The organism is Nocardia sp. CC227C (assembly GCF_030767025.1).
GTDB lineage: Bacteria > Actinomycetota > Actinomycetes > Mycobacteriales > Mycobacteriaceae > Nocardia.
Map to the genome: position 1 here is coordinate 167990 of NZ_JASITE010000002.1, position 24559 is coordinate 192548.

A 24559-nucleotide genomic window follows, 5' to 3' on the forward strand; every position below is an offset into this window, starting at 1 on the left:
GGAAACACGACTAGCGCTCGCAGCCATGGAGATGGCCACGTAAATACATAAGCTGGGCAGAAAATGAAGATCCTGATTTCAGGAGGCGGTGGCTACATCGGTAGCACTCTCGCCTCAGCCTGCATTGACTCCGGTATCACGCCGTTGATTCTAGACAACCTGTCGACTGGTCAACGTAGATTTACCGAAGGTAGGATTTTCTATGAAGGGGACGTGGGCGACAGAAATCTGGTCCGTCGAGTTTTCAAGGATCATTCGGACATTTACTGCGTCGTGCATTGCGCAGCCCTGACGTCGGTACCTGAGTCCCTGAAACGTCCCCTCGATTACTATCGTGTCAATCTGGCCGAAACTATAAAGTTCGTCGGGGAAATAACAGATTTGGGCTGCGATCGCGTCGTTTTCAGTTCTACAGCTGCAATACAAGGCTCGGTCAGTGATATTTCAAATAGGAGTCGCCCATCGAATCCGTACGCATCATCGAAGAGTATGGCGGAACAATTTCTAGCCGATGTTTCCTCGTCTGGTCTGCGATCCATCGTGATGAGATACTACAATGTCGTAGGAGCGGATCCTAAGTTACGTTCGGGTAACACAGTGGATATCAGTTCGACACATGTGATCGCTCAGATGCTCGCCTGTAGAAAGTTTGGCTGGGATTTTCCTGTTTACGGCAATGACTGGCCGACGCGCGATGGCACGGCCATTCGGGATTTTATACACGTATGGGACTTAGCGATCGCGCATATTCAGGCGTTATCACGTTTCGATGACATAATGAATCATGGTAGCACTGATCACGAAGTGATGAATATTGGAACGGGCGTCGGGACGACCGTTATGGAACTGCTGGCATCATTCGAGCGCGTTGCTGGATGCAATCTCAATGTTCGCATTGCGTCGCGACGACCAGGTGACATCGGGATCTCAACAGCAGACATCGATCACACACGCCACCTACTTCAGTGGGACCCGGTCTACTCACTCGAAGAGGCGATAAGTTCGTCACTTGCATGGGAGGAAAAGGGCCGATCTCTTGCGGACTAGACCAGCCGACCCTTCATAATTGGAATGCAAATGCGCCTCAATCGACGGCATCTACAATCGTGAAGGTTTGGTCCGAAGTCATGGTCGTAGCTTCCGGTCGGTCGACCGAGGTGGGAGTTATAGTTGTTATTCGATTCACCTGTCGCCTTCTGGAGTAATAAGCTATGCCTCGTCCGGAACGTCCGCTGGACCCTTCAGCTGGCCCGATTCAGGCGTTTGCCGCTGAGCTACGCGCACTCCGTGTCGATGCGGGCAGCCCCAAGTACCTTCAGATGGCGAGGCTGACAGGTCGTTCGCGTACAGCACTTTCGGAGGCTGCTGGCGGTGACCATTTCCCGACATGGGAGACGACCGAGGCCTTCGTCAAAGCATGCCAGGGAGACGTAGAGAGCTGGCTGTCCAAGTGGGAGGACGTGCAACTTCGGCTGGCCCGACCTACTGCTCAATCTGACAACGATCCTATGCAGTCGGACCTTACGTGGGAAGCAGTCGAATCGCACCAAGAACGCACGCTGTACCAGAGCATCCATCGAACACTCGACCGATACGAAGGCGGAGCTGAAGTTCTACTGCGCCTCTGGCAAGAGCAGCGTAGCCAGGCTCGACAGTCCGAGAACCACCGAGCCATCATGACCTTGGTAGTGGTGATCGGCGCCGTGGGTGGCATGAGTTACGTTGCGCTGCAGTCTGACTCAAGGATCATGTCGGCGGCGGTGGCGTCCGCGGTCGGCGTGCTCGGCCTGTTCGGCGCCCTGATCTCGGCAAAGTATTATGAGCGGTTCAAGCTGCATACGTATGGTGCTGAGCATTTCCAGCGCCGCTTGTCCGAGCTGTACCCGGACCTACGAATCGAACAACTGTGGTCGGAGAATGAGAGTCAACACAAACAACGGTACAAGACGCTCTCCAGTATCCGACTGCATCACTTGTGGGTAGCCGCCCACCTGGGCATTGCGCTGTTGGGCGGCACCGTGGCGATTATTGTGCTGGCCAGTTGATCCGGTGCGAGGCTCACGATCGGTACAACTTGGTGATCTCCTGCCAGATCTTGTGGCGCTCCGCGTCGATCAGGTTCGCCCTGCGCAGTCGTTCGTCGATGTTCTCGACTACGTACTTGTTGATGCGAACAGCGAAAGCGTCCAGAAGACATGCGAACTCGGGGTCAACGGTGTCGGATCGGGTGATCCATGCGCGGAGCTGGTCGCGTAGGGCGTGACCATGTTGGGCCAGCTCGGCATACCACGGGGTGTCGGGCGCCGATTCGTACCACCTTGCACCGGCTGCGGTGATGATCGGTACGAGGTCACGGGCATAGTGGATGATCGCAATCACACTGATGGACAAGACCGCTTCGCGCACCAACGGATCGGCGTACTCAGGGGCGACGAGCGCCGGGTTGATGCCCCTGAGTGGACGCTGGTCGTGCCGATGCCGCCGGGCGTCGGGACGTCCGTTGGCACCGAAACGGGTTGGGCTGCTCTTGCTTCCTGAGATCAGGCTCTCGATCGCGACGTAGGCATCTTGGTGAAGAAAGGTCAATTCCAGGTCCTCGGGCAGCGGTCCCTTCAGCGGTCCTCGCTCGTGGTTGCTGGTGACGTCCAGATGGAGCGCATAACCCTTCTTGGTGCCCGGATGCGGATCCTCGGGCACGGCTTCGTATAACGCGAGGTGTCCCCAGAAGGCCGTCTTGGGGAACAGGGCGGCCAGCTTCTCCTGGATACTTCCTCTGAAGCAGATGTCTATCAGGTGGATATCCTGGCCGCCGGCGTCAACATCGACGCCGTACTGCTCGAAGTAGGCGGTGAGCTGTCGTAGCATGTCGGTGGGATCGACAGGTACTGTCGGGCGCTTCCGAAACACCTCGATATGCGAAAAATCCCTCCCCTCATGGGTTTCCGCGTCCTGGAGTGCAATGTCGACCAGCTGCCGCGGTAGATACATGCTGGCGCCGTGGCGGGCGAAGAGATTCGGCATCAGCTCGGCCAGGACGAAGCCGAACGCGTGACCGTCGCGGCCGTTCGCGACGATTTTCGTCGTGGGATCCTTATCGACCGCGGCTACGAGGTCCGGGATCATATCCACGACAACCTTCATCACGAAGGGCGCGACGTGGTGCTGGACGACGCCGTACGCCCGAACGAGTGTCCGCACCTTGTCTTCGGTGTCGATGCGGAAGCCGCGGAGGAACCCTTCAAAGACCTCGGGTTCCAGGCCGAACGACTCATGGTCGACATTCGGCGGCAGGATGTTCGCCGGTTCGAGCCACCAGTCGATCTGCGCGGTGTGCCCGGTGTCCGGAGAGAGGGACACCCCGCAGGCTGGGCACTGCGGGGTGATCTCGGTGCGCATGTTCATGCGCGGGTTACTTGCCGGAGCCAGATGTCGGTCTGCTCCATGAGCACGTTGGCAAGGACCATCATCTGTGCGGCTCGGTGCGGCGCGACAGTCCGGTGCTGCTCAGCGGTCTCCAACAGTTCGGCGGTGAGTTCGCTGACAGCACCGAGAGCAGCGTTGAGCAGGTGGATATTGATCGTGAAAGGATCAGCGGGCGGCCTGGACGAGTCGTGCGCGTTGGTCACGATTACCTCTCTGATATCTCGGTGACGGAACGAGCTCGACGGTATGGCGATCGGCATCGCCGTTGATCGTGTCGACTGGAAGGATCAGTGGAATATCGACCCACTGACTGGAACACGACCGGAAAGGCCCTGGTAGACCAGCGTGGCTGGACTATGGCGTATCCCGAAGCACGGTGCACCAAGGAGCGATCACGATTCAAAGTCACTTTCGGCGGCAAGCGAAAACCCCGCCTCAGAAGACGGGGTGGAGATCGGCAATGCGTAATCTATCGGAAGTTATCTACTCCTTTCGAAGAGTGGTGAGTGTTTCGAACATCCGGATACGCTCTGCGGCTGTCGCGCGTAGAATTGACTCGAACTCTTCGCGTTCTAACACTGGTTCTGTACTGTCATTTTCCGCAGACGCGCAATCCGTCAACTGGATCGACCATCGGCGAAAGCCTCCGGATCCGCCGTTGTGAACTTCTTTTGCGCGGTCGAACACTGCCATGCATACCTCGTACGAATCACGGCAAGCCTCCATCCCATGGCTTTTTATAAGCCAAGCCCTGAGAAATTGAGCCAGCCAGGTGAATTCGCGAACGACGGCGTCCGCAAGGAAGCCAGTTCGGTCGTTGCCCCGGGCGATCCAAAGCTGTTGTTCTCTGTCATCCGCCGTACACACCGACCAGAAATAGGCAGCGATGGCGTTTATCTTGCGATCATCAGCGAGTATATCCGATGAATCCATACCTCGGCCTCTCGATGTGGCCGACCTCCAGAAGTTACTTAATACGCATTAAGGACAAAAATGCAATATGCAGTACAATTCCCATCTCTGTAATCGATGACTATTTCACAACGCCGCCTCGACGTCTGGTGATATGATCAAGCCGTGCGAGATCTCCTGGCTGCCATCGAGTCTGATGTGCTGGAACAATTCAGTGCGCGCGCGTCGAAGTTCACGGCCGACGCCTGCCCAAATATTGCGGACATCATCGAGAATCGCATTGGTCTTTACGCTGCCTCGGGAGGCATCGACGATGAGCGGCTTCTCGAAACGGTCAAACTTGCCCTCTCGTACACGGCCGCCGCTGGCTCTACAAGCGGTACAGTGAAGGATATTGTGGCCACTGCGGCGATGGCGGGGGCAAGGGCCTATTTTTTCTTTGATGGCTACCCTTCGGACGATGACTTCGCTAGTATTCGGACTGCATGTGACCCACATGGCGTGAAAACGATAAGTATGAACTCCCAAGCGTGTCGATTCTCTTGGGCAAAATGGAGTGAGAATCGCGCGCTCAGGCGAAACGCTGGCGCTGCACCCCATCCCAAGAGCGGATCAAATCGCAAGAAGGAATATGCACATATTCTTTCGATCGCGCTCTACGATGTGTTCAGTCGCCCGAACGATTTCCGGCAATTTGTTCAGCGGCGTACTGTCGGCTGGTCCGACGGTACTCGGGAGTTGTTGGTAATCTCGGCAAACTATGTTGAAGACGTTGCCGTAGGCGGCAATCTGCATATTTTTCGTACTATTGAGCCCGATCTTCGAAAACAGGTATGCGATGTCCTACACACCTGGCCGCGAATCATCGTCGGAGAAGCGGGGGCCGGCAAGAGCACTTTACTGTGGTCATTGCAGAGAAGTCTTAACAGACAAGTCGGTGTTCAGGCACTACTGCTGTCTGCGGCGTGGGTATTGCAACGTGACAAAGAACAACTCAAACGCCAACTGATCGCAGCAATGGATGAATTCCAGCAAGCTGGCATCACACCCATACTCCTCCTCGATACCGTCGACCTCCTTCTTCATGACGAGCATAATAGACAAGAGCTGCGCTCACTGATAACTGCGATCGAGAGCCGTGGCTACGCTGCCCTCTATTCGACCCGACCGCAAGAATATGCACTGATCAACATCAACAGTGCGCGACATGTTGTTTTAGAATCCTATGATAACCGTGAGCTGGATCGTGCAGCTCACAAGCTTGCCCGCCACTATTGCCCGGACTCCTCATCCGACCAGTTGGCGGAGCGCATTCTGAACGCGAACGCGCGTTGGCTTCCCGTAGCCAATGTCTGCCGAAGTCCGCTTCTTCTCCGCATGCTGTTTGATCTCTCTTCTCCTAACGAGCCCGAACTTGATGACGTTGACGTGACAGGTCTGCTCGGAGCCTATTGGGAGCGCAGAATCGTACGAGACGCTAGGTATGAGTCTGCTGCTTCCTTGCAAACGAGACCGACCGAGAATCTGAGCCGATTCGCTGGATACGCGGGTATCGGACTCCTGATTGCTGGAACCCCGGATCTGCCGAGTGACGCTTTCGAGGACTCTACGCAGGCATGTATCGATTCGCGAGCGCAGAATGAGGATAGGACAGTTCGTGAAGGTCTCGACATTCTGGTGTCGCGAGGCACGCTTGTTCGAAACAACACGCTGGTGGGGTTCTTCCATCAAATAATGTTGGAGTATGCTGCCGCGAAGGGAATTCTGTTTACCGCCGAACCGATTGTTCTCCGTGTGATCGCTGAGCGGGTGGCGGCTGGCGACGGAGACCTGTTTGTTGGCGCAGCGCTAGAACAGACGCTTATCCTTGCTGGACACAATCGGATATTCCTGCCTGTGGCCCAAGAGGTCGTGAGTTCACTTATAAGCTCAAGAAGTGATTCCATTCAAGCTATTGGATCGGTCGCTTGGGTGTATCACAACGAGCTGATTGAAGATCCTCGCGAACGGTTACGTGAAGTCGGCAGCTCTGCCCTTCAGAGAGCAGCGCGGGTTCTGCCGTCGATCGCGAATAAGAGTAATGGCATGACGATCAGCCAGCTTATTCTTATATGGCAGACGACCAATGATTCTGCCGTGAAGTCGACAGTGTTAGAGGCTTTCTCTCGAATTGGCATGAGAGCGCCGTTGGATGTTGTCGCCGCTGTCGAGTATATCGACCCAGTGCAAGTCGTTAGTAGTCAAAGTGACGAGGTCGGGCTGAAGCGTAGTCTGCTGTCGGTTCTAAAAGTTATCTCTCCTGTCGCGCGGTCTCTGGTCCGGTCCAGCTTGGTCGCCCTGCTCATCCGATCCGAAAACAATGCACGCATTGAACTTGAGTATTTGCGCGATCAATGGCCAGAGATCGGCGACGTAGATTTTTACAATGAAATTGTTAGATCGTCGACAGATGAACAGCGCCAGAACCGGAACTTCATAGTTGGCCTCGGATCGCTCCAAGCTGCCGAGTGGCGCCGCGCCGGCTTCTGGGAGTCGATCGAGTCCTGGGAGCGGCAACTTTCATATGCCATGCATCCGGATGATACCGAATCAAATCTAGTCGTAGAATCCCGGCTTATTGGTATACAAGAATTCGTGATAGAAATGGAGGGTGGAGACGAGCGGATCGATCCTGCGATTGGCTCGTTGCTTGACGCAGATAGCCCCGCAATTCGAGATCTTGTTGTGGCAATAGTCTTGCCTAGGATAATTCAATCCGAATCGCCTAGCGCGCGAGCCCTGGAGTCGCTGGCGCGAACTGTGCTCAAGACGATCGGATTGTCCGCGCAGAAAGGGCGCGTCACCAGGCGTCAAGGTGCCATTCTCGACCTTCTGTCACAGTTCAGCCTTCCTGAAGGTCTGCTCAGCCGTGTATTGCCGAGTAAGCTGAATAATGCCGATTGGTTGTCGGATACACGTATGCTGCGTCTCGTCCCGATGGCCGCAGATGACGGGGTGCGCTCGGCACAACGCCTGCTCGCTAAAATGGCATCGGATGCCAGCAAGTTTTCCGACCAAGAGTTCGATGTATTATTCGGCACGATGGCCATGCATGCACCGAAAACCGCCGCCGTGTTCGATGCTGTTTTGTCTATTGCGCTGACAAGGTCCCGAAGTTCCGATATCGAGAAAATTGTGAATTCTGCCGACCTTTATCCCCATAGCCTCGCCGCCGTCGCCCCCGCACTGTTCGTCTATGGTCAAACCCTTATCGCGACAACGGATACGGATGAGAAAAAACGAGGTACCGCCCTTCTGGCAAGCATCATGGATAAAGTGAGGCTCGATATCAGTTGGGATGAGCTGCGAGGGCTACTGGACACGATAGACGACCCCGAGGCGCTTAATCCACTGATAGGAATTCTATGGAAGCAGACACAAATAGCGGATGTCGATGGTCAGGTTGCGTATCTGACACGGTACATCAGCGTCGAGCCGGAAGCATCGCCTCCGGTCACTCGCGCACCGGGCCAGGAGGGTCTGCCAATATCGACGGCTGTCAAATGTACGGAAGCTCTATTGAGGCTACTCACCATCCGGGCAGAATCCTCAGCCGAGCATTGGCTTATAATACGCACGCTGGGACTTTATGAATTTGGAAATGACGAGGTCTTCGTCAACGGCACGCGATTCGCCGTCGTGTGCGAATACCTGTCGCTTCTCGGCGGACACTCGCCGGCCAAGTCGAGCGAGTTTATACTCGACTATCTTGACAGGCTGTCTACTGGCGGGTTCTTTGGCATAACCCCCACCCTTTGGCGTCGCGAACTTCAAAACGCGGCTCGCTTGGCGTGCGGGTACGGATTCGGTGCGACGGCGAGATCGATCACCGAAGTGGCTTCGAAACTTGACGACGACGTCGCGGAAGCCATTATCGAAGCCGTCGCCGAGCAAAACTATCGGGAGATACGATCACTCTTGCAAGAGATTGCATCACGCACGTCTTCTGTGCAGCTCCGAGAATATATTATTGATCTCGTAAGAACATACGACAGGCGGCTGGGGACACGGGTGTTTCCGGAACTCTTGGAGGCTATCAAGTAATTGTGGTTGTTCTACGATGCTACTAACTCATGGCTTGCGGTTGTAAAGTACCTGTGTCACGAGGTCGATCGCTGCGCGCAGAGCCAGACTGTGTACTTCGTGATTGAGCAACGCGTACGTACCCGGATCGACCGGATGGCCACCAATCCGAATATCGCCCGTCGCATGCCGATGCGAAACCCAATACTGCTGCGCTGCACCGCCGGTGAAAGCGAGCGGTATCACTGGAACACCGTGCTCTTCTGCCAGGTTCGTCTCCTCCATGGTGCCGTTTCCGCCGCCGAACAGGATAACCACCGAGGAGTGATGCACCATCTCGCGGCGCTTCTCCTGTTGTGTCGAGCCCACATACACGATGCTGCCGACCCTGCGATCGGCGTCAGTGGGCTGTGTTACATTCGCGCGGGAAAAAAGCTGGATTCGGGTGGGTGAATAGATCCCCTTGGCGGCCAGCGCATCAGCCATCGCATAGCTCACTCGTCGACCCGGCAGGCCCATTCCTGCTATGAGACTGACGGGCAAATCGGCCAGCGCTGTACCGAGCTCCGTGGCATCACGATCCCAACTGACATCGTCGTAGCTGCCGGAAATGAAGATGCGCGACATAGGCTCTGTGTGGTTCCGGAAGGCAGCGGTCAGATCGGCCGCGAGGTCTCCAACCACGCGGGCCCGACGCGTCTTGAACTGTTCGTCGGTGAACCCAAGGTCGTGCTCACGAACGAAGGCACGGCGCTGCTCGACCGTTTTGTCGTAGAACTCGGGCGTCGCAGCCAACACCGCCTCGGCGATGCGCCGGTCCACCGGATCGGCAATTGCCGTGATGAGCGAGCGCAACACAGTGACGACCCTGCGCGCAAGTTGCTCGCGGTACCCCGGGTCGGAAAGTAGAGTGCCATCGCCGAGCTGGCGCAGCACCACGTCAACACTCAGCATCCGGCCTTCCGATAGGCGTCGCCCTCGTCGGCCGTACTGCTCCAGTGCTTCATGGAGTTGAGAGCGAGGATAGCTGCGGGTCATGACGCCATCATGTTCCCGCCGACCAGTGGTTGTCAGTACGGCAGCAGCAACCCGCCAACTTTCCCACCAACTTCAGCGCCATCTCACACGCCTGCTTTCTGACCTGCAGCTTCGTAGCGTTTCAGCCAGAGCTGCACCGCAAATCGCGACAAGCATTGGCAGCTCGCATACCACCGGCATATCTCGGAAGGCGGAATGCTGCATGTCTCATCACACCTACCTGGAGTCCTCATCGGACGCTGCTGCTTGCCAGCTTGTTTCGCGCCCGACTGCCGATTCGTCTGCGCTACACGCGGTTCTTTCGTTGCTGGCACTATTCGCGAGTTTACCCGGGTTCCTCAGCCTGGTCGGCTGTACCGCGGCGCCTGCGGACTCACAACCCTCCGTCACCATCGTGGCCACGGCGACCCGCGCCGAACCTCGCGTCACCCTCCCGGATTCAATCGCTGGAGCACTGGCCGACATGGCCAAACAGTCCAGGCGCACCGGCGACGCCACTGTGCGCGTGGTGTTCTCGGCCACCGGCGACATCACCATCAACGACCTGACGCCGCTCCGCCCCAACGGCCAGGTGCAGCACGCCGCAGCCGACGCCGACCGCCAGATCGCCGCCTCGGTGCGTGAGCTGGCGAACACAGTGGCCGATGTACGTGCCGACCGGCCCGGCCTCGATCTCCTCGGATTGCTCGACCGTGCCAGTCAGCTGCCCGGCGAGCTGCATGTCCTCTCCTCGGGCATCAGCACAGTCGCACCGGTCGACCTGCGCATCATCGACTGGAACACCAACGTGCAGAGCGTCATCGACAGCGTCGCCCGGCAAGGGCATCTGCCCAACCTCGCGGGCCGTCACGTGACGTTCCACGGCTTGGGCGTCGCGGCCGGATCACAGCCCGGCTTGCCACCGTTCGCGCGGCAGTTGGTCGAGCAGCTGTGGGTGGGCATTTGCCAGCGCGCTGGGGCAGCCAGTTGCACCGTCGCGCACGACATGCCGTCCGCAGCGGCGCCAGTGGCCACCATGCCCGTGCCGGTGGTGCCGGTGCCCGACGCCGTCACCGAAGAGGGCTGCCCGGTCTGGGCCAGCTTGACCGACGTGCTGCGCTTCGCGCCGGACAGCGCGCTCCTGTCCGCCGACGCCGACGATGCTCTCCGCCCGATCGTCCAGGCCGCCACCCGCTGCAGCGTCCAGTCTATCGACGTCACCGGGCACATCGCGGACACCGGCGACGGTGACGACCACAACGACCTCGCCGGTCGCCGCGCTCGGGCGGTGGCGGATCGCCTGCTCGCCCTTGGCCTTCGGCGCGACCAGATCGGCAGCGTCACCGGCAAGGGCGCCAGCGAACCAGTGGTGCCGAACATCGTGGACGGCGTCTTTGTCGAGACGGCCGCGCAGCAGAACCGGCGCGTGGAGCTTACCTTCTTCCACCGCGGCGGCCGGTGATATCTGCCGACTACATCGGTCCCCTCAGAACCCCTATCCCCCAACCAGATTGGAGCCACCATGACCATCCAGCCCACCGCGCCCAGTACTGGGAACGTCGATCACCCCGAGGTGCTGCCCGGCGCGATCACCACGCCGTCGGCGACGGGCACCGGTGCGGCATCGCCGCCATCCATACCGAAGCGCAACATCGCCCTGTCCCTCGCCACCGGCAGCCCGATCCCGCGCGACTGGCTACCCCAGGTGCTCGCGCTGGCCGGTGAGCAGCAGCGCATCGGCGAACCGCGTGAGCCCGACACCTTCAGCCAGATGGAAGCCCTGGTGATGAGCAAGGGCATGCTGGCGGCCGAGGAGGCACGCGACCAGGGTGCCGACCAGCTCGGCCACCTGCTGGACGCCGCTGCCGGGATCCGGGGCGAAATGACCACGGCACGGGCCGAACTCGATCGCCTGGAGGACCTGCCCGTCACCGGCTTCAACGGCGACGTCATGCCGGTACGCGAGGCCGCCGAACGCATGAAGACCGTCAGCGCGAAGATCACCACGGAGCGCGACGCGGGCAGCTTGAAGCACCGGCGGGTGCCAGCTTGGGCGCACCGCTTCTCGACCTGGGCGGCACTGCTGGATTTCCCGGTGCTGCTGTACTTCGCCAGCCAGGTGTTCAACGTGGACATGGCCGGACTGGCTTCCGGCGACGGTACGGCCTGGAGCGAAAGCTTGGTCCCGCTCATCACGGCTATCGTCTTCGCGCTCCTTGGCACTGCGGCCGTGGCGGTCGGCCTAAAGTTCTTTGGCCGGGATCTCAAGGGCTACAAGGACGAACACGGAGGCGTCTCCCTGCCCGATGGCCCCGCGCGCCTCGTGCCGGTGCTGTTCCTCAGCTTGGCGACCATGACGACGGTCGGCGCCGGAGTGGTGATGGCGTACCGGATCGTGACGGACAGCATGGCTGCGGGCGGCGGGATCACCGGCGCGGCTGTCCTGGGCGTGTTCTTCGCGCTCATCGTCATCGTGGTGAACGTGGTGGTCTTCGCCACCAAGTACCGCGACGGCTCGCTTCAGACCGACGAGATCGGCCACCTGGCTATGCAATTGGAACCCATCGAGCAGCAGCGGATGGCGCTGCAGCGCCAGTGCGATGGTCTCGCGGCGCAGTTGCCGCCGCTCAAACTGAAGGCCGAGCGCGTCCTCGGCGCCACGCTCGCCAAGATGGGCGCGCCGATAAAGGGCGCAGACCGAGTGCGGCTGCTGGCCCGGTCGTACCACCAGGGGTGCGGACCGGAGGCGGTGTTCGCGAACCAGGACGGTAGCCCGAACGCCAACCTGCTCCGGCCGTTCGTCGGTGTCGACCGCTCGGTGCTGATCGGACTGATGGAGCGGCTGGACGAGCTGATGGCCGCGGACAGCACGGCCACCAAGGGCACGCCGTCCACGGCCGCGCCTAGGCGCCCGGCGCCGGTATCGACTGCCCCCACCGAGCCGGACGACGCCGCCGATGATCTCGGTGGGGAGTGGTAGGCATGAACCCACGTCCCAGCGGTAGTGGACCGATTCCTGCGGGTATCAAGGCGCTGACGCGCCGACAGTCATGCCGACCAGCCGCTTCGGAGCCGCTGAAAGTCGCTGAGCTCTATGCCGGTATCGGCGGATTCTCCCTGGGGTTCGAAACGCTCGGCGCTTCCACTGTCTTCGCCAGCGAAAGCAACCCCGCAGCGAGGAAGACATTCGAAGCGAACTTCCACCAGCGCTATCCCAAGATGTTCGGTGATGGGCAATTCGTCGGCGATATCCGCAAGGTAGATGCCCGGGATCTTCCAAAATACGACGTGCTCACAGCGGGATTTCCTTGCCAGCCATTTTCCGAATCTGGCGTCCGGCGGGGGTTTGACGACACGCGGGGGACGGGGTTCTTCGATATCGTGCGCATCCTGGATGCCACGCGTCCAATGGCGTTCTTCCTGGAGAACGTCAGGGGGCTGCTAACCCACGACGGCGGACGAACCGTCGATGTCATGAAGTCCCTTCTGACCGATCATCTCGGCTACGCCTTGCACCTGAAGGTGCTGCGGGCCTGTGACTTCGGGCTGCCGCAGCTTCGTCCCCGCCTGTTCATGGTGGGGTTCCGGCGCCGGTCGACGCGGTTTCGTTTCCCCAGCCCGGTACCGCTGGTGGTCACGATGGATGACCTACTCAACGGCGACTGTCACAGGAAGATCGGCAAGACCATCCTGGCCAGCGGCTACGCCAAACCGTTCAGCTCGCGCTACAACTGGTCCCACTACTTGGTCGACGGGAGCGTCCGCCAAATTGGCATCGACGAAATCCGGCGGATGCAGGGATTCCCGGAGGACTTCGTGTTTCCGGTAAGCAACGCCCAGACGCTCCGGCAACTCGGAAACGCAGTTGCGATCGCGCCCGTTGCCGCGACCGCCCGGGAGATCGCGAAAGCCCTGGGCCGGCTCCGGGCGGAAGCGTCGACGGAAACCCAGCAAGCGGATCGGGCACAGCGATGAGCGACGACCTGAACGTTGCCGAGAAGTTCAAACGGGGCTGCGTCGCCGTCTTGCTCGGCGTGCTCGCGATCTACTTCGCAGTCAGCCTCATCCAGTCGATGTGGCCGGCGCTGGCGGTGGTCCTGGGCGTGATCGGGCTGGTCGCCGTCGTGATCGGCGGCATCGCTATCTGGCGCCGAATGCGTGCCGGATGGTGACAGTGTTGATTCCTCGGACATTCGCGCTGTTACCCCATATAGCGGCATTCGTTTCGATGTAGTGCTTTTTGCATCAAACATTGTTTAGTGCGCAAAAGCAAAACATATTAGAGACAGTGCAGTTGCGCAAAGGCAATTCGCCATAGATCGGCCATACGCCGAACTCAGTTTTACCAACTAATCCCTCATGGAGGACTGCTATGTCAAAAACCGGACGACCCAATTACCGGCGCGCTGCCCGCGAACGCAGCCGCAAGCCTAAGCCTGAGAAGCACATCGTGATCGAGGAGGTGCAGCACCAGCGCCCCGACCTGCAGAAACTCAGCCGCGCCATGATCGCCATGGGCATCAGGACGCAGGCCACGGCCGAACCGAACAGCGAGGACATCCCTTCAGGATCAGCGAGCGCGGACGTATCCGACGGAAAGGAGGCCGACAATGACAACGAATAGCCAGGAAACCGAATTCACGAGCGACACCCTCGTCTGGCAGCTCCTCTTCTGGCCCAGCCCATTCCGTGAAGGAGCAGCAACGTCGCTGCTCCGCCACTGGGCGGCGCAAAAGCACGCCCCACAGCTGATCCTTGAAGCCCGCTCCACCGTCGATGGCGTGGAATACCTGGTCGGCAGCCAGCTTCGGCACGCACCTAACGTCCGGCGGTCTGTCGAGCAGATGGTGCCGGGCGCGGTCGTCACGCCGTTCGATGCCGTCGAGCGCGGCGACACCGTCACCACCCGCCGGTTGAAGCTGACCGCGACGGACTGGCCCCTGGAACCGGTCGACCGGGTGGCTTCCAGCCGATCTATCCTCTCCGCCCTCACCGTGGTGAAACACGATGAGTGCCTGGTGATTCAAGTCGTGCTGGGTCCGCGCCGACAGCCGATGCTACCTCCGGTATCCGGCCCGGACGGCGGGCACCAGTCGATGGCATCGAAAGTCTGGCACGGCCTGCTGCCTGACCGGCGCCCGAACGCCAAGCAGGCCATCGCACGCAAGCTCGGCCAGCACGGGTTCTCGGCCCTCATACGTATCGGCGTCACGGCCAGTGCCGCGGAACGGCGGAAGTCGATGCTGCTTGGGTTGGCCGCCGCCATCGGGACGGTCGAGACCGCCGGGGTTCACTTCAAACTGGCGAACGAGAAGGCCGGGAATATCAACGAACCCAAGGCCGTCTGGTCAGTTCTCGCTCCGGGGCAGCCGCTCAGCGTGCCGGAAGTGAGCCACCTCCTCGCGTGGCCGGTCAGCGATCACGACGAGCGCTTCCCCGGCCAACCGCCGTTGCATCCGAAGCCGGTACGCCCGACCCCTGCACTACTCAGTGGTGAGCGGGTGATCGCGGAGGCCAACGCGCCGGGCGTGACGGGCACCATCGGGTACGACGTGCTCGACAGCATGCGTCATACCTGGGTAATCGGGCCGAACGGCACCGGCAAATCGACGCTGCTTCTCAACCTGATCGTCCAGGACCTCGAAGCGGGGCGGCCGGTGGTGGTGATCGAGCCCAAGGACCTCGTATCCGACATCTTGGCGCGCATCCCGGATGAGCGGGCCGGCGACATTGTGCTCCTCGATCCGCTCGACGAAGCACCGGTCGGCATAAATCCCTTGGCACACAGCGAGGGCCGCACACCCGAGGTGATCGCCGACTCGCTGTTCGGCACCATCCACGCCATCCACGGCGACCTCGGCCCGCGCTCGGCCGACATCCTCCGAAACTCCTTGGAGGTGTTAGCCAAGCGCGACGACGCCAGCTTGACGATGTTGCCGCTGCTGCTGACGAATCCAGGGTTCCGACGCTCCCTGACCCAGCGGGTCATCCGAGAGGATCCGTTCGCGGCCGGGCCGTTCTGGGCGTGGTTCGACTCGCTGTCGCCGGAGGCGGTGGACACGAAGATCGCGCCACTGAGCAACAAGCTCCGTCCGCTCTTGACGAAGCAGCTGAGAGCCGTTTTGGCGCAGCGTAATCCAAAGTTCAATATCCGGCAGGTGCTGCGCGAGAACAAAGTGCTGCTGGTGCCGCTCCAGAAGGGCGTCATCGGGCCGGAGGCGGCACAACTGCTTGGTGCGATCATCCTCGCTGAACTGTGGCAGGCGATCCGCGAACGGGCCGGCACACCGGAGACAACCCGAACACCGGTCATGATCTACATCGACGAAGTCCAGGATTATCTCCGGCTCCCAACAGATTTGGGCGACGCGCTGGCCACCGCACGGTCCTTGCGAGCCGGGTTCCATTTGGCGCATCAGTACCAGAAGCAGTTGCCGCCCGCGATGCTCGACGCCTTCCGGAACAACGCGAGAAGCCGCATCACCTTCCAGCTTCAAGCCGGCGACGCCAAGGACATGGCGACCGGACAGTCCGTGCTCACGCCCGAAGACTTCGGCGCCCTGCCTGCCCACCACGTGTACGTGAACCTGATGCGCGACAACACGGTCCAGCCCTGGGCTTCCGGCATCACCTTGCCGCCGCCCCCGGAAGCCAGCGATCCGAACGAGATCCGGCGTCTCAGCCGCGAACGCTACGGCCAACCGCTCGATGAGATCGAAGCCGGATTCGCCGAGCTGCTCGATCAAGTGAACGGCGACACGGGCGGTACGTCCCGGCGGCGAAGGAGACAAGCATGACGATAGAAGGACTACGCCACCCCGGGCTCGGAGAAGGCGAAAGCGACGTAGAAACTACATCTGGTAGCGGTATTCGTCCCGGTGTTCGTGCCGCATCGACCACCGCTCCCCCATCTGCGCCGGTCACAAACGAGTTGGCGTCGCTGCTGGACGCGAATGATGGTGCCCATACGGGCACCACACCCCACCGTCAGCAACGCGGCCGTCGCCCGGTACGTGACCTCGACGCCCTCGCTCGTGCACTCAGCGAACGTGACTGGTCGATCCTCAGATCGGTGGCCGAACACCGGTTCCTGACCGTGCCGCATATCCAAGTGCTGCACTTCGGTGAACTGCCCACAGCGAGCGGCCTGCGCTCGGCACAGCGCGTGCTGGCCCGGCTGCGACGCGAGGGACTGGTGGAGCGGCTGTCCCGGCGGGTGGGCGGACACCGGGCTGGCAGCAGCGGCATCGTGTACTACGTCGACCAAGTTGGCGAGCGCCTCCTGCGCGCCGACCGAGGGACAACGGCTCGCCGCCGCTTCCATGAGCCTACGCAGCGGTTCCTCGACCATCAGCTGGCCGTCGCGGAGGCGCACGTCGCGCTCGTACAGGCTCACCGCGAAGGACAGCTGGAACTGCTGCGCTGCGACATCGAGCCCACCGCCTGGCGTACATACGTCGGCATCGGTGGGGCCCGGCTGACACTCAAGCCCGACCTCTTCGCCGAGACCGCGGCGCCGCCCGGCAGCGAGTTCGTCGATGCAGCTTTCGTCGAGATCGACAGGGGCACTGAGAGTATCCCGACCCTCCTTCGGAAGTGTCGAGAGTACGAGGCGTACCGGCGTCAAGGTATCGAACAAGAGCAAAGCGACGGGGCCTTCCCGCTGGTGATCTGGTGCATAGCCGCCAATCCCGAAGCGAACGCCGAACGGCGGCGCACCGCCCTGCGCGAGGCGATTGACAGGGACCGAACGCTGCGAGCCGACCTGTTCCGGGTCATCGCACCCGACCAGCTAAATGCCGCTATGCAGAAAGTAGGCGACGTATGACAACGACCAGAGAAACTCAACCACAGGAAGATTCGCCGTATCCGCAACGCTATCGCACCATCCTGGCCGACCCGCCATGGAACATCGATCAGGCGGGTGGACGCGGAGCGATCCGGCACTACCCACTGATGACCGTCGACCAGATCGCCGCCATGCCGGTCGCCGACCTCGCGGAGGACAACGCCCACCTGTGGCTGTGGGTCACCAACGGATCGTGGCGCGCGGGCTACGACGTCATGTCGGCATGGGGGTTCACCTACCGCTCACCGCTCACATGGATCAAGCCCCGCTTTCACCTGGGCAATTATCTCCGGAATGCCACCGAACACTTGATTTTCGGCACCCGCGGCCGAGCCCCAGTCCACTACCGTTCTCAGCCGACGTGGATGTTTGCGCCGATCCAGGACCACAGCCACAAGCCCGAAGAGCAATACGCGATCATCGAGCGGGTCAGCCGCGGCCCGTACCTCGAACTGTTCGCTCGCCGGCGGCAGCCGGGGTGGGATGCCTGGGGCAACGAAATCAACTCGGACATTGTTATTCCCGGTTACCCGGTGCCGTCCGACCGCCGACACGCCCACAGCAGGGCGCACGGTCCATCCGCCGCCCCGCCCGAGCCCAGCGGATAGCCCCAGTGCCCTCGTCGGTGTCCTGCGGCCGTTGTCGTAAGCGCACTCAAGCGCTTGCCGGCCGCTCGCACCGAGGAGATTGCGATGTCCGAAAGTTCGAACAGGGAAGTCACCCTGGCAATCCGGATCGATACCGCCCGGCACACTCAACTGACGTGGATTGCCGAGCTCAGGGGTACCAGCCTGAAGGTTGAGTGCCTCCTCGCCGTCGACGCCTGGATCGAGGCCGCTAAGAACGACCCCGACCTCATGGCTAGGGCCAACGCCGCCCGCGCCGCGATTGAGGAAGAGGCACGTGCCCGACAGGCGGCAATCAACAACCTGTTCACCGAGACCCCACTGCCACCACCCGTAGTTGACGACGAGAGTGCCACCGACTCGATGACGGACGCCTCGGACTCCGGGGGCGACATGGCGGAGGGCGAACAGCCGCCAGGCAGCCGCCGTGGACGAGGCCGCCGCAGCGGACAGCGGCCGGACGGCGAACCAACGGACAGCTGAGCAGTTCTCAGCTCACCCCGGTGACAAGGCCAGCGGACAGCGGACGAGGGGCCATCCCCTCTCCGTTGTCCGCCTGGCCAATACCAAGAAACCCTAACCCCGAAAGTAGGTGCGATGAGCGAGAAAAGATATGACCCACAGCCTAATTCACCCGAGAACCTGCGACCCATAGACACGGACGCGGACGCCGCGTCGGGGGCTGAAACGCCTCATCCGAACGAGTTCCAACTCACCTGGGCGGTGGGCGACGCTCTACTTCAGAGCGTGTACGACACGGTCGGCCGGAAGCCAGAGGAAGCATGGGCACTCGCCGTTTCCGTTGCGCGGCAACAGGTTTACCGACTCCATGCGCTCACTCCTGACGTCAGCGCTGATCCGCGCATCCTCGACGCCCGAACCGACGCCGTAGCCAGCCACGTTCTGGAGCTCGCTGCATCCTATGAGGAGCTGACCACTGGCGATCTTCAGGGGATCGTCGATGCGCTGGCCTCTGACATCGTCCGCGGCGCACTCGTGCGGCACGAGCGAAGAGGCAAGTCCGGAACCCATGGGACCGAGCAGAGTCCATGAATCCGGGCCGTCCGATCGCCGACTGAGACGAATACCAGAAAGGAGGTGATCTATGCATGAACAGTTTCCACAGATTCCCAATAGCAATGAGAACGAGCCTGATATCGGCTCCGCCACGCCGGACGTTGAGCGAGGCTATGAATCCAAACGGCGGCTTCTGCCACGCATATACGTCACCCGCAGCTTACCACTGCGGGCCGAACTGACCGACGGCGCGTGGTTCGACATGGCGCGCGACCCTGCCCTTATCCGCGCTGAGCTATATGCCGTCTTCGAGCAGGAGGAGGTCGAACACCCGCTCTGCATATGGGACTACCAAGACTTCGGCAGCTTCGGCGTCACCACCGGCGCGATCGGATTGGAAGGCGTCCAGACCGTCGAACTGCTTGCGGCGGTCGCCCAAGGGATCACCAAGCACGGGGCAGCGTTTGCGGCCTGGGCAGCCGCTTGCGAACACGATCCGGCTCAGTTCGGCGCCTTCAACAGGACCTATCGCGGACACCACGACAGCCTTGCCGCGTTCGCGTGCACGCTCCTCATGCGGCAGGGAATCCTCGACCAGCTCCGTCTGGCAGCTCCAGAAGCAATCCGTGCGTTCGTTCACATCGACTACGAAGCGATTGGCCAGGCAATGCTTCAGCGCGGCGCCATCACGACGGTTCCGGCTGATACTGGCGGCGTATGGGTCTTCGACGCCAACCAATAGATGCCATAGCTTAGATCGCACCCTGTTCACAATTCGCCATTTTTCCAGAAATAAATTGTAATTGCGCAATTTTGGAGTTATTCTTAAAATTGGAAATAAAGGAGAATTGCAATGGTTTTAACCAAAACGAACACGGCCACCCAATTAGCAGACAGAATCACGGAGAGGCGGCGTGCACTGAAGCTGAGCGGCAAGGACCTGGCCGGACGCGCGGGGTTGAACCCTTCGACCGTGAGCCGCATTGAACAGGGCGTCTTCGCTCACCCCACTCCACAGTGCCTTCGAGCGATCGCCGAGGCGCTGGGCATTCCCGCCGACGAGCTCTTCGATCTGACAGGGGGGATGCCGCGCGCGAAGAACTTAGTCCGCACGCCACGGATCCGCGTCACGTACCACGACGTCAGTCCCGACATTGCCCGCGAGGTCTTCGACGCCATCGAGGCCGTCACGAAGCGGCACCGGATCCTGCTGAATAGCTCGCACGACCACGTGCACAGCCGCCACGACCGCACCTAATGAGGCGCATTATCCCCAAGATCGCTAATACCAAGAGAAAGGAGAACCTCAAATAGTACAAACACCAAGGCGACAGTACGGCGAACATACACCGAAAGGAAAGCCGATAAGCAAGTGAAAATCGAAAGGAAATCCTTACATGCTTTTACCAGCGAATACCCTCCCCCAGCCCAGACCTCTCACCCGTAGCGGTCCCCGCACGAACCACCCGAAGATAAACCTCACCAGGCTTCGGCGGGGCATGCCTGCCCGACCGATTTCGTTTGCGCAGGGTCTCAGACTTGCCCGTGAACAAGCCGATCTCATCCTCGATCACGCCCGCCAAACCAGCACGGGTCCGATCATGGCTATCTCGCGAATGCCGAAGCTGCGCGTCGACTACATCACCGGCCAACGGCTCCATGGCGCTAGCTTCTGGGATACTCGGGCTCGCCAGTGGGTGATTCAGATCAACAAGGACGACCACTGGAAGCGACAGCTCTTCACGGTGGCGTACGAGTTCAAATCGCTGCTCGACTACGGCTTCGAGGACCTGCTGTACCATGACGTGCGATTGAGGTCAGCGAGCCGCCAGGCCGATTACGCCGCACAGTACTTCGCCAGGTACCTGCTGGTGCCAGACACCCTGCTCCGGGCAGCTCTTTCCACGGGCACGACGGACATTCGCGCGCTCGCCGAACAGTTCGGCGTGGCCGAGGCAGTCGTCCACGAACGTCTCCGCGAGCTCGGGCTTATTGGTAGCCGGGGAACTGAAGCTGTCCGTTCACGGGAGGACAGGGGATGACGGATCCGCTAGCCGACGACTTCGTTCCGGCGGTGTTGTTCCTGTCGACAGCCGCAGGGCGGCAAGGTGTTTGGCAGTACGGCGAGCCGATCAGGATCCAGGTGCAGCGCGACGCCGGTCATCGTCTTGCCGTCGAACGCGGCTTCGGAATCGTGCAAGAGTTTGTCGAGATCGGGGTGCCCGCTATAAGCCTGCGCCGCCGTCCGGCTCTGCGACGCCTCTTGGCATACCTCGCCCGCCACCCGAACATTCGGGCAGTGATCTTCCCGGGGCGACACCGGTTCGCGCGCGATCTGGCGGCTGCCGAGCGGCTGCATAACCGCTTCCGCCGTCTGAACGTCGCGCTGATCCTTGCCTCCGGCGAACCAATCACGTCAATCGGCCATCAAGGAATCACTGCACCTACCCGAGGAGGTTCCGCTGTATGAATCCGACCACGCCCGATACCACCATCGAGCCTTGCAAGGGGCTGGAGCTCGCTGTTTCCTATCTGCGTGTCTCCAGCAAGAAGCAGCTCGATACCGCCCGCGACATCGACCCGGACGGGAATTCCATAGCGACGCAACGTATCTACGTCGACAAGAAGGCGACCAACATCGGCGCCCGGGTCGAGCGAGAGTTCTTCGATCCCGGGGTATCCGCCCAGACCATCGATAAGCGGCGAGAGTTCCAGGAGCTGATCGAGTACCTGCGCGACCACCGCGAGATCAAGTACGTGATCGTCTACGCCCGCTCCCGGGCATTCCGCAACTACATCGATGCGGCGATCACCAAGCGGCTCCTCGACAAACTGGGCGTCCGGCTGGTCTCCGCACGCGAGGACTTCGGCGAGGGAATCTTCGCTGAAGCGATGGAGGCGATCACCGACATCTTCAACGATGTCCAGAACAAGCTGTCCGGTGAGGACATCCGCATCAAGCTGCAGAACAAGGCGACCAACGGCGGAACAATCGGCCGCACGCGCCTTGGGTACCTTAACGCTCGGGTCGAGATCGAAGGCCGCCTCGTCAATGCGGTCACGCTCGACCCTCAACGAGCGCCGCTGGTCAAGAAGGCCTGGGAACTGTACGCCACTGACGAGTACAGCATCGACCGGTTGGTGGACACGATGGCCGACCTTGGGCTGACCACCCGCCCTTCGGGCCGCCACCCAGTGGAGAAGCCTGTCAGCGACAGCAGTTGGCACCACATCCTCCGCGATCCGTACTACGCCGGGTTCGTGAAGTACAAGGGTGACCTATATCCCGGTCGGCACGAAGCCCTCGTGAGCCAAGAGCTGTTCGATCGGGTGCAGGACATTCTCAACGCCCGCAGCGCGCCCGGACAGCGCGATCGGATCCACCAGCACTATCTCAAAGGGATCCTCTTCTGCAGCCGCTGCCGACAGAACGGGCGCACCACACGCCTCATCTACACCGAGGTCACCGGCAAGACCAAACAGCGGTACAGCTACTTCATCTGCCGAGCCCGCCAGGAGAAGCTGTGCGATCTCCCCCATCTCCGTGTCGAGCGGGTCGAGCACGCTGTCGCCGAGCGCTACCGCTTCCTGCGGCTTCCAGAGGATTTCTCCGCCGACGTCCATGCCCGGCTGGAAGCCGCCGTCGACGACGAACAAGGCAACGCCCGTGAGCGGCATGCCAGTCTCAAGCGCCGCCTTGATCAGCTGGACGCTCAAGAGAGCAACCTCGTCGATCTCGCTGCGGACGGCACGCTTCCCCAGGCCAAGATCCGGGTCAAACTCAACACGATCAAGACCGAACGTAGCCGCATCGAGGCCAGCCTTACCGGCATAAACGAGCAGCTGGCCGTCGGCGCGGCGGTGCTGCGTGACGCTCTGACGCTGACGGCGAATCCGTACCTGCTGTACCAGAACGCAGACCCGAACGCCCGGCGCCACCTCAACCAGACGTTCTATGACAAGTTCTTCGTCGATGAGCTCGAGGTTGTCGATGATGACAAGAAGCCGCTTTTCAGCGAGCTTCACGAGGCCCTGGCGGTCTACCGGGATGCCTGGGAGTACCCCGCAGCCGCTGAGACGCTCCATCATCGGCAAAAACAAAGAAGCCCCCACGATGTGGAGGCTCCTCGTATGTCTACTGCGACAGCCCTGCCAACTCTTGCTGACGTTTTCCGTGTCAGGGGTTTGAGTAAGGCTGTCATGGTGGAGCTAAGGGGACTCGAACCCCTGACCCCCACACTGCCAGTGTGGTGCGCTACCAGCTGCGCCATAGCCCCGCGTGTTTGCTCTCGGAGTGCTCCCGAGTGCGCGGATGAAAATTACACGGGGCGGGGGTGTGGGGGCAAATCGGGTGGGAGGGGCACTCCCGGCCGTCGTGAGGCGGGGCGGCCGGGGCTTGGCGGGCGGTGGCGGACCGATGCCGGAGCAGCGGCACCCGGAGGATGGGGGGCGTTGTTGCGAGTAGGTTGCTGCTGGAGGATTAAAGGCGGCCGGTATCTTTCAGGACTCGGCGGGACTGGGCGAAGAGCATGCCTACATTGACGGTTTTGCGGCATACGGCTACGACTACCACGTCGTCGCGGCTTTCGGTGCGGATGAACAGGTGGGTGAGGTTGTCGCTGTTGACCAGGATTTCCTGGAAATAGTGGCGGTCGGTTCGTACGCCGCGGCGTTCCTTCCAAATGTCTTCGATCATGGTCACATTGCGGCCCTGGAAGATTTCCAGGGTGGCGGCCGCGAGGAGATCGAGGACTTCCTGGGGGTGGTTGTCGACGGTTTCGACCGCGAGCAGCATGCCGGTCGCCATATCGATGGCGCCGGCGGCAATGCATTCGGGGACCTCGGAGCGCATCACCTTCACGAGAATCGCGATGCGATCGGAGAGACTGCCCTGCGCGGCGGGGTTGGCGGTATTCATGGCTTCCTTTCTGGTTCCCGCGCGACGGGGATGACCTGTTGGCCGATCCGGGCGCGCGGCGGAGGTGGTCGGAGGGTGTCGTTGATGCCGCTGGCTCCGCGGCGGCGGCGCGGCAGCAGGGAGCGGCCCGAGGCCGTTGGGGGCGGTTCGGTGGCTTCCCGCTGCGGCGGGGTGATCGTGAGGATGTCGTCGCCGAGCATGCGGGAGACCTCCACGGTGACCGGGTAGAGACCGCGGCTGAGCTGCATGGCGATATCGCGGCAGCTGCGGCGGCCGTTCACCCGCAGCAGGATCTCCGCCCACGGATGCGGCACCGCCCCGGCCAGCAGGGTGCGGCCGCGATCGGTGAGCGCCAAGTGGTTTCGGTGCGGTGACACCCCGGCGTGTGCGAGGGCGCGCAAACGCCGATCGGTCTCGAACAGCAGCCAACCGGGCTCGATGCCGGGGGTGGGCGGCGCGAAGACGGGTGGTGGCTGTTCGATCGGCTCCTGCCAGTAGCAGCTGCCGAGCCAGCCGGCGGCTATGGCGAACGCCCCGTCCAGCGCCGCCATCATCGCCACCACCCGCATTTCCGCGACACCGGAGGCGGCCCGTCCGGGGCGGGTCAGCAGATCGCCGACGCCCGGCGCGCCGGGCGAATCGACGATGACTATCCGACCCCGGACGATATGGAAATCTCCACCCGGATCTCCGGTGACACGCAATACTCCCGTCCGCGAATCCTTTGCTCCATCG

Annotated in this window: 23 protein-coding genes, 1 tRNA gene and 2 pseudogenes; 19 read left to right on the forward strand and 7 right to left on the reverse strand. The window is 61.2% G+C overall.

The features are described 5' to 3' along the window. The first annotated feature begins 63 nt into the window (after nucleotides 1-63). The 3 genes and pseudogenes from galE (at nucleotide 64) to QMO76_RS04110 (ending at nucleotide 2045) form a co-directional block, all read left to right on the forward strand. Entirely contained in the window at nucleotides 64-1047 is a 984-nt protein-coding gene (gene galE, locus QMO76_RS04105) for a UDP-glucose 4-epimerase GalE (RefSeq protein WP_306359812.1), read from the forward strand. Nucleotides 1048-1211: 164 nt separating this feature from the next. Beyond that, a pseudogene (locus tag QMO76_RS35275) lies at nucleotides 1212-1421 on the forward strand (helix-turn-helix domain-containing protein); the annotation flags it as partial. A 255-nt stretch (nucleotides 1422-1676) separates the two neighbouring features. Next, nucleotides 1677-2045, forward strand: coding sequence for a hypothetical protein (locus QMO76_RS04110; protein ID WP_306359813.1), 369 nt, complete (start codon nucleotides 1677-1679; stop codon nucleotides 2043-2045). A 13-nt stretch (nucleotides 2046-2058) separates the two neighbouring features. On the opposite strand, the gene QMO76_RS04115 is transcribed toward QMO76_RS04110, so the two are convergent. The 3 genes from QMO76_RS04115 to QMO76_RS04125 all read right to left on the reverse strand — a co-directional run bounded on the left by QMO76_RS04115 (nucleotide 2059) and on the right by QMO76_RS04125 (nucleotide 4356). Further along, nucleotides 2059-3402, reverse strand: a complete 1344-nt coding sequence (locus QMO76_RS04115) for a hypothetical protein (protein ID WP_306359814.1) — start codon at nucleotides 3400-3402, stop codon at nucleotides 2059-2061. After that, nucleotides 3399-3626 carry a hypothetical protein gene (locus QMO76_RS04120; protein WP_306359815.1) on the reverse strand — a complete coding sequence of 76 codons (228 nt, stop codon included), beginning with the start codon at nucleotides 3624-3626 and terminating at the stop codon, nucleotides 3399-3401. Before QMO76_RS04120 ends, QMO76_RS04115 begins: the two co-directional genes overlap by 4 nt. Nucleotides 3627-3906: 280 nt before the next feature. After that, the gene (locus tag QMO76_RS04125) at nucleotides 3907-4356 is read right to left on the reverse strand and encodes a hypothetical protein (RefSeq protein ID WP_306359816.1); all 450 of its coding nucleotides are present in this window, start codon (nucleotides 4354-4356) and stop codon (nucleotides 3907-3909) included. A gap of 144 nt (nucleotides 4357-4500) precedes the next feature. On the opposite strand from QMO76_RS04125, the gene QMO76_RS04130 reads away from it, so the two are divergent. Next, the gene (locus tag QMO76_RS04130; protein WP_306359817.1) at nucleotides 4501-8418 is read left to right on the forward strand and encodes a hypothetical protein; all 3918 of its coding nucleotides are present in this window, start codon (nucleotides 4501-4503) and stop codon (nucleotides 8416-8418) included. Between the two features lie 27 nt (nucleotides 8419-8445). Here QMO76_RS04130 and QMO76_RS04135 read toward each other — a convergent pair whose 3' ends face one another. After that, on the reverse strand, nucleotides 8446-9435 hold the full coding sequence (locus tag QMO76_RS04135; RefSeq protein WP_306359818.1) for a hypothetical protein: 990 nt from the start codon (nucleotides 9433-9435) through the stop codon (nucleotides 8446-8448). A gap of 463 nt (nucleotides 9436-9898) precedes the next feature. Here QMO76_RS04135 and QMO76_RS04140 point away from each other — a divergent pair, with 463 nt between their 5' ends. From QMO76_RS04140 to QMO76_RS35280, 15 genes and pseudogenes are all read left to right on the forward strand, one after another. Beyond that, entirely contained in the window at nucleotides 9899-10876 is a 978-nt protein-coding gene (locus tag QMO76_RS04140) for an OmpA family protein (RefSeq protein WP_306359819.1), read from the forward strand. 60 nt (nucleotides 10877-10936) lie between these two features. After that, nucleotides 10937-12394 (forward strand): hypothetical protein, encoded by a 1458-nt coding sequence (locus QMO76_RS04145; protein ID WP_306359820.1) that lies wholly within the window; start codon nucleotides 10937-10939, stop codon nucleotides 12392-12394. Nucleotides 12395-12396: 2 nt separating this feature from the next. Continuing rightward, nucleotides 12397-13389, forward strand: a complete 993-nt coding sequence (locus tag QMO76_RS04150) for a DNA cytosine methyltransferase (protein WP_306359821.1) — start codon at nucleotides 12397-12399, stop codon at nucleotides 13387-13389. Then, the gene (locus QMO76_RS04155) at nucleotides 13386-13586 is read left to right on the forward strand and encodes a hypothetical protein (RefSeq protein ID WP_306359822.1); all 201 of its coding nucleotides are present in this window, start codon (nucleotides 13386-13388) and stop codon (nucleotides 13584-13586) included. The genes QMO76_RS04150 and QMO76_RS04155 overlap by 4 nt, the downstream gene beginning before the upstream one ends. 200 nt (nucleotides 13587-13786) lie before the next feature. Then, the gene (locus tag QMO76_RS04160) at nucleotides 13787-14038 is read left to right on the forward strand and encodes a hypothetical protein (protein ID WP_306359823.1); all 252 of its coding nucleotides are present in this window, start codon (nucleotides 13787-13789) and stop codon (nucleotides 14036-14038) included. After that, entirely contained in the window at nucleotides 14025-16211 is a 2187-nt protein-coding gene (locus tag QMO76_RS04165) for a type IV secretory system conjugative DNA transfer family protein (RefSeq protein WP_306359824.1), read from the forward strand. Before QMO76_RS04160 ends, QMO76_RS04165 begins: the two co-directional genes overlap by 14 nt. After that, a complete protein-coding gene (locus QMO76_RS04170; protein ID WP_306359825.1) occupies nucleotides 16208-17242 on the forward strand; it encodes a replication-relaxation family protein in 1035 nt (344 codons plus the stop codon). The genes QMO76_RS04165 and QMO76_RS04170 overlap by 4 nt, the downstream gene beginning before the upstream one ends. Further along, nucleotides 17239-17871 carry an MT-A70 family methyltransferase gene (locus QMO76_RS04175; protein WP_306359826.1) on the forward strand — a complete coding sequence of 211 codons (633 nt, stop codon included), beginning with the start codon at nucleotides 17239-17241 and terminating at the stop codon, nucleotides 17869-17871. The genes QMO76_RS04170 and QMO76_RS04175 overlap by 4 nt, the downstream gene beginning before the upstream one ends. Nucleotides 17872-17955: 84 nt before the next feature. Beyond that, nucleotides 17956-18372 carry a hypothetical protein gene (locus QMO76_RS04180; RefSeq protein WP_306359828.1) on the forward strand — a complete coding sequence of 139 codons (417 nt, stop codon included), beginning with the start codon at nucleotides 17956-17958 and terminating at the stop codon, nucleotides 18370-18372. Between the two features lie 114 nt (nucleotides 18373-18486). After that, nucleotides 18487-18942, forward strand: a complete 456-nt coding sequence (locus tag QMO76_RS04185; protein ID WP_306359829.1) for a hypothetical protein — start codon at nucleotides 18487-18489, stop codon at nucleotides 18940-18942. A gap of 52 nt (nucleotides 18943-18994) precedes the next feature. Further along, complete coding sequence (locus tag QMO76_RS04190; RefSeq protein WP_306359830.1) at nucleotides 18995-19648, forward strand: antirestriction protein ArdA; 654 nt, start codon at nucleotides 18995-18997, stop codon at nucleotides 19646-19648. Between the two features lie 111 nt (nucleotides 19649-19759). After that, complete coding sequence (locus tag QMO76_RS04195) at nucleotides 19760-20164, forward strand: helix-turn-helix domain-containing protein (protein ID WP_306359831.1); 405 nt, start codon at nucleotides 19760-19762, stop codon at nucleotides 20162-20164. 241 nt (nucleotides 20165-20405) lie between these two features. Beyond that, nucleotides 20406-20948: an ImmA/IrrE family metallo-endopeptidase gene (locus tag QMO76_RS04200; RefSeq protein ID WP_306359832.1), complete on the forward strand. Its 543-nt coding sequence runs from the start codon at nucleotides 20406-20408 to the stop codon at nucleotides 20946-20948. After that, nucleotides 20945-21376 carry a recombinase family protein gene (locus tag QMO76_RS04205; RefSeq protein ID WP_306359833.1) on the forward strand — a complete coding sequence of 144 codons (432 nt, stop codon included), beginning with the start codon at nucleotides 20945-20947 and terminating at the stop codon, nucleotides 21374-21376. Before QMO76_RS04200 ends, QMO76_RS04205 begins: the two co-directional genes overlap by 4 nt. Further along, nucleotides 21373-22431: pseudogene (locus QMO76_RS35280) on the forward strand (recombinase family protein); the annotation flags it as partial. The gene QMO76_RS04205 and the pseudogene QMO76_RS35280, both read left to right, overlap by 4 nt. A 676-nt stretch (nucleotides 22432-23107) precedes the next feature. Here QMO76_RS35280 and QMO76_RS04220 read toward each other — a convergent pair. The 3 genes from QMO76_RS04220 to QMO76_RS04230 form a co-directional block, all read right to left on the reverse strand. Further along, nucleotides 23108-23183: transfer RNA gene (locus QMO76_RS04220), tRNA-Ala, on the reverse strand. Between the two features lie 203 nt (nucleotides 23184-23386). Beyond that, nucleotides 23387-23824 carry a hypothetical protein gene (locus tag QMO76_RS04225; protein WP_306359836.1) on the reverse strand — a complete coding sequence of 146 codons (438 nt, stop codon included), beginning with the start codon at nucleotides 23822-23824 and terminating at the stop codon, nucleotides 23387-23389. Continuing rightward, entirely contained in the window at nucleotides 23821-24528 is a 708-nt protein-coding gene (locus QMO76_RS04230; RefSeq protein WP_306359837.1) for a hypothetical protein, read from the reverse strand. Before QMO76_RS04230 ends, QMO76_RS04225 begins: the two co-directional genes overlap by 4 nt. Nucleotides 24529-24559 lie beyond the last annotated feature (31 nt).

Bases quoted from the DNA above. Each gene is read 5' to 3' on its own strand.
- galE (WP_306359812.1), top strand. From the start codon at position 64: ATGAAGATCCTGATTTCAGGAGGCGGTGGCTACATCGGTAGCACTCTC.
- QMO76_RS04110 (WP_306359813.1), top strand. From the start codon at position 1,677: ATGACCTTGGTAGTGGTGATCGGCGCCGTGGGTGGCATGAGTTACGTT.
- QMO76_RS04115 (WP_306359814.1), bottom strand. From the start codon at position 3,402: ATGAACATGCGCACCGAGATCACCCCGCAGTGCCCAGCCTGCGGGGTG.
- QMO76_RS04125 (WP_306359816.1), bottom strand. From the start codon at position 4,356: ATGGATTCATCGGATATACTCGCTGATGATCGCAAGATAAACGCCATC.
- QMO76_RS04135 (WP_306359818.1), bottom strand. From the start codon at position 9,435: ATGACCCGCAGCTATCCTCGCTCTCAACTCCATGAAGCACTGGAGCAG.
- QMO76_RS04140 (WP_306359819.1), top strand. From the start codon at position 9,899: ATGGCCAAACAGTCCAGGCGCACCGGCGACGCCACTGTGCGCGTGGTG.
- QMO76_RS04145 (WP_306359820.1), top strand. From the start codon at position 10,937: ATGACCATCCAGCCCACCGCGCCCAGTACTGGGAACGTCGATCACCCC.
- QMO76_RS04150 (WP_306359821.1), top strand. From the start codon at position 12,397: ATGAACCCACGTCCCAGCGGTAGTGGACCGATTCCTGCGGGTATCAAG.
- QMO76_RS04155 (WP_306359822.1), top strand. From the start codon at position 13,386: ATGAGCGACGACCTGAACGTTGCCGAGAAGTTCAAACGGGGCTGCGTC.
- QMO76_RS04160 (WP_306359823.1), top strand. From the start codon at position 13,787: ATGTCAAAAACCGGACGACCCAATTACCGGCGCGCTGCCCGCGAACGC.
- QMO76_RS04165 (WP_306359824.1), top strand. From the start codon at position 14,025: ATGACAACGAATAGCCAGGAAACCGAATTCACGAGCGACACCCTCGTC.
- QMO76_RS04170 (WP_306359825.1), top strand. From the start codon at position 16,208: ATGACGATAGAAGGACTACGCCACCCCGGGCTCGGAGAAGGCGAAAGC.
- QMO76_RS04175 (WP_306359826.1), top strand. From the start codon at position 17,239: ATGACAACGACCAGAGAAACTCAACCACAGGAAGATTCGCCGTATCCG.
- QMO76_RS04180 (WP_306359828.1), top strand. From the start codon at position 17,956: ATGTCCGAAAGTTCGAACAGGGAAGTCACCCTGGCAATCCGGATCGAT.
- QMO76_RS04185 (WP_306359829.1), top strand. From the start codon at position 18,487: ATGAGCGAGAAAAGATATGACCCACAGCCTAATTCACCCGAGAACCTG.
- QMO76_RS04190 (WP_306359830.1), top strand. From the start codon at position 18,995: ATGCATGAACAGTTTCCACAGATTCCCAATAGCAATGAGAACGAGCCT.
- QMO76_RS04195 (WP_306359831.1), top strand. From the start codon at position 19,760: ATGGTTTTAACCAAAACGAACACGGCCACCCAATTAGCAGACAGAATC.
- QMO76_RS04200 (WP_306359832.1), top strand. From the start codon at position 20,406: ATGCCTGCCCGACCGATTTCGTTTGCGCAGGGTCTCAGACTTGCCCGT.
- QMO76_RS04205 (WP_306359833.1), top strand. From the start codon at position 20,945: ATGACGGATCCGCTAGCCGACGACTTCGTTCCGGCGGTGTTGTTCCTG.
- QMO76_RS04225 (WP_306359836.1), bottom strand. From the start codon at position 23,824: ATGAATACCGCCAACCCCGCCGCGCAGGGCAGTCTCTCCGATCGCATC.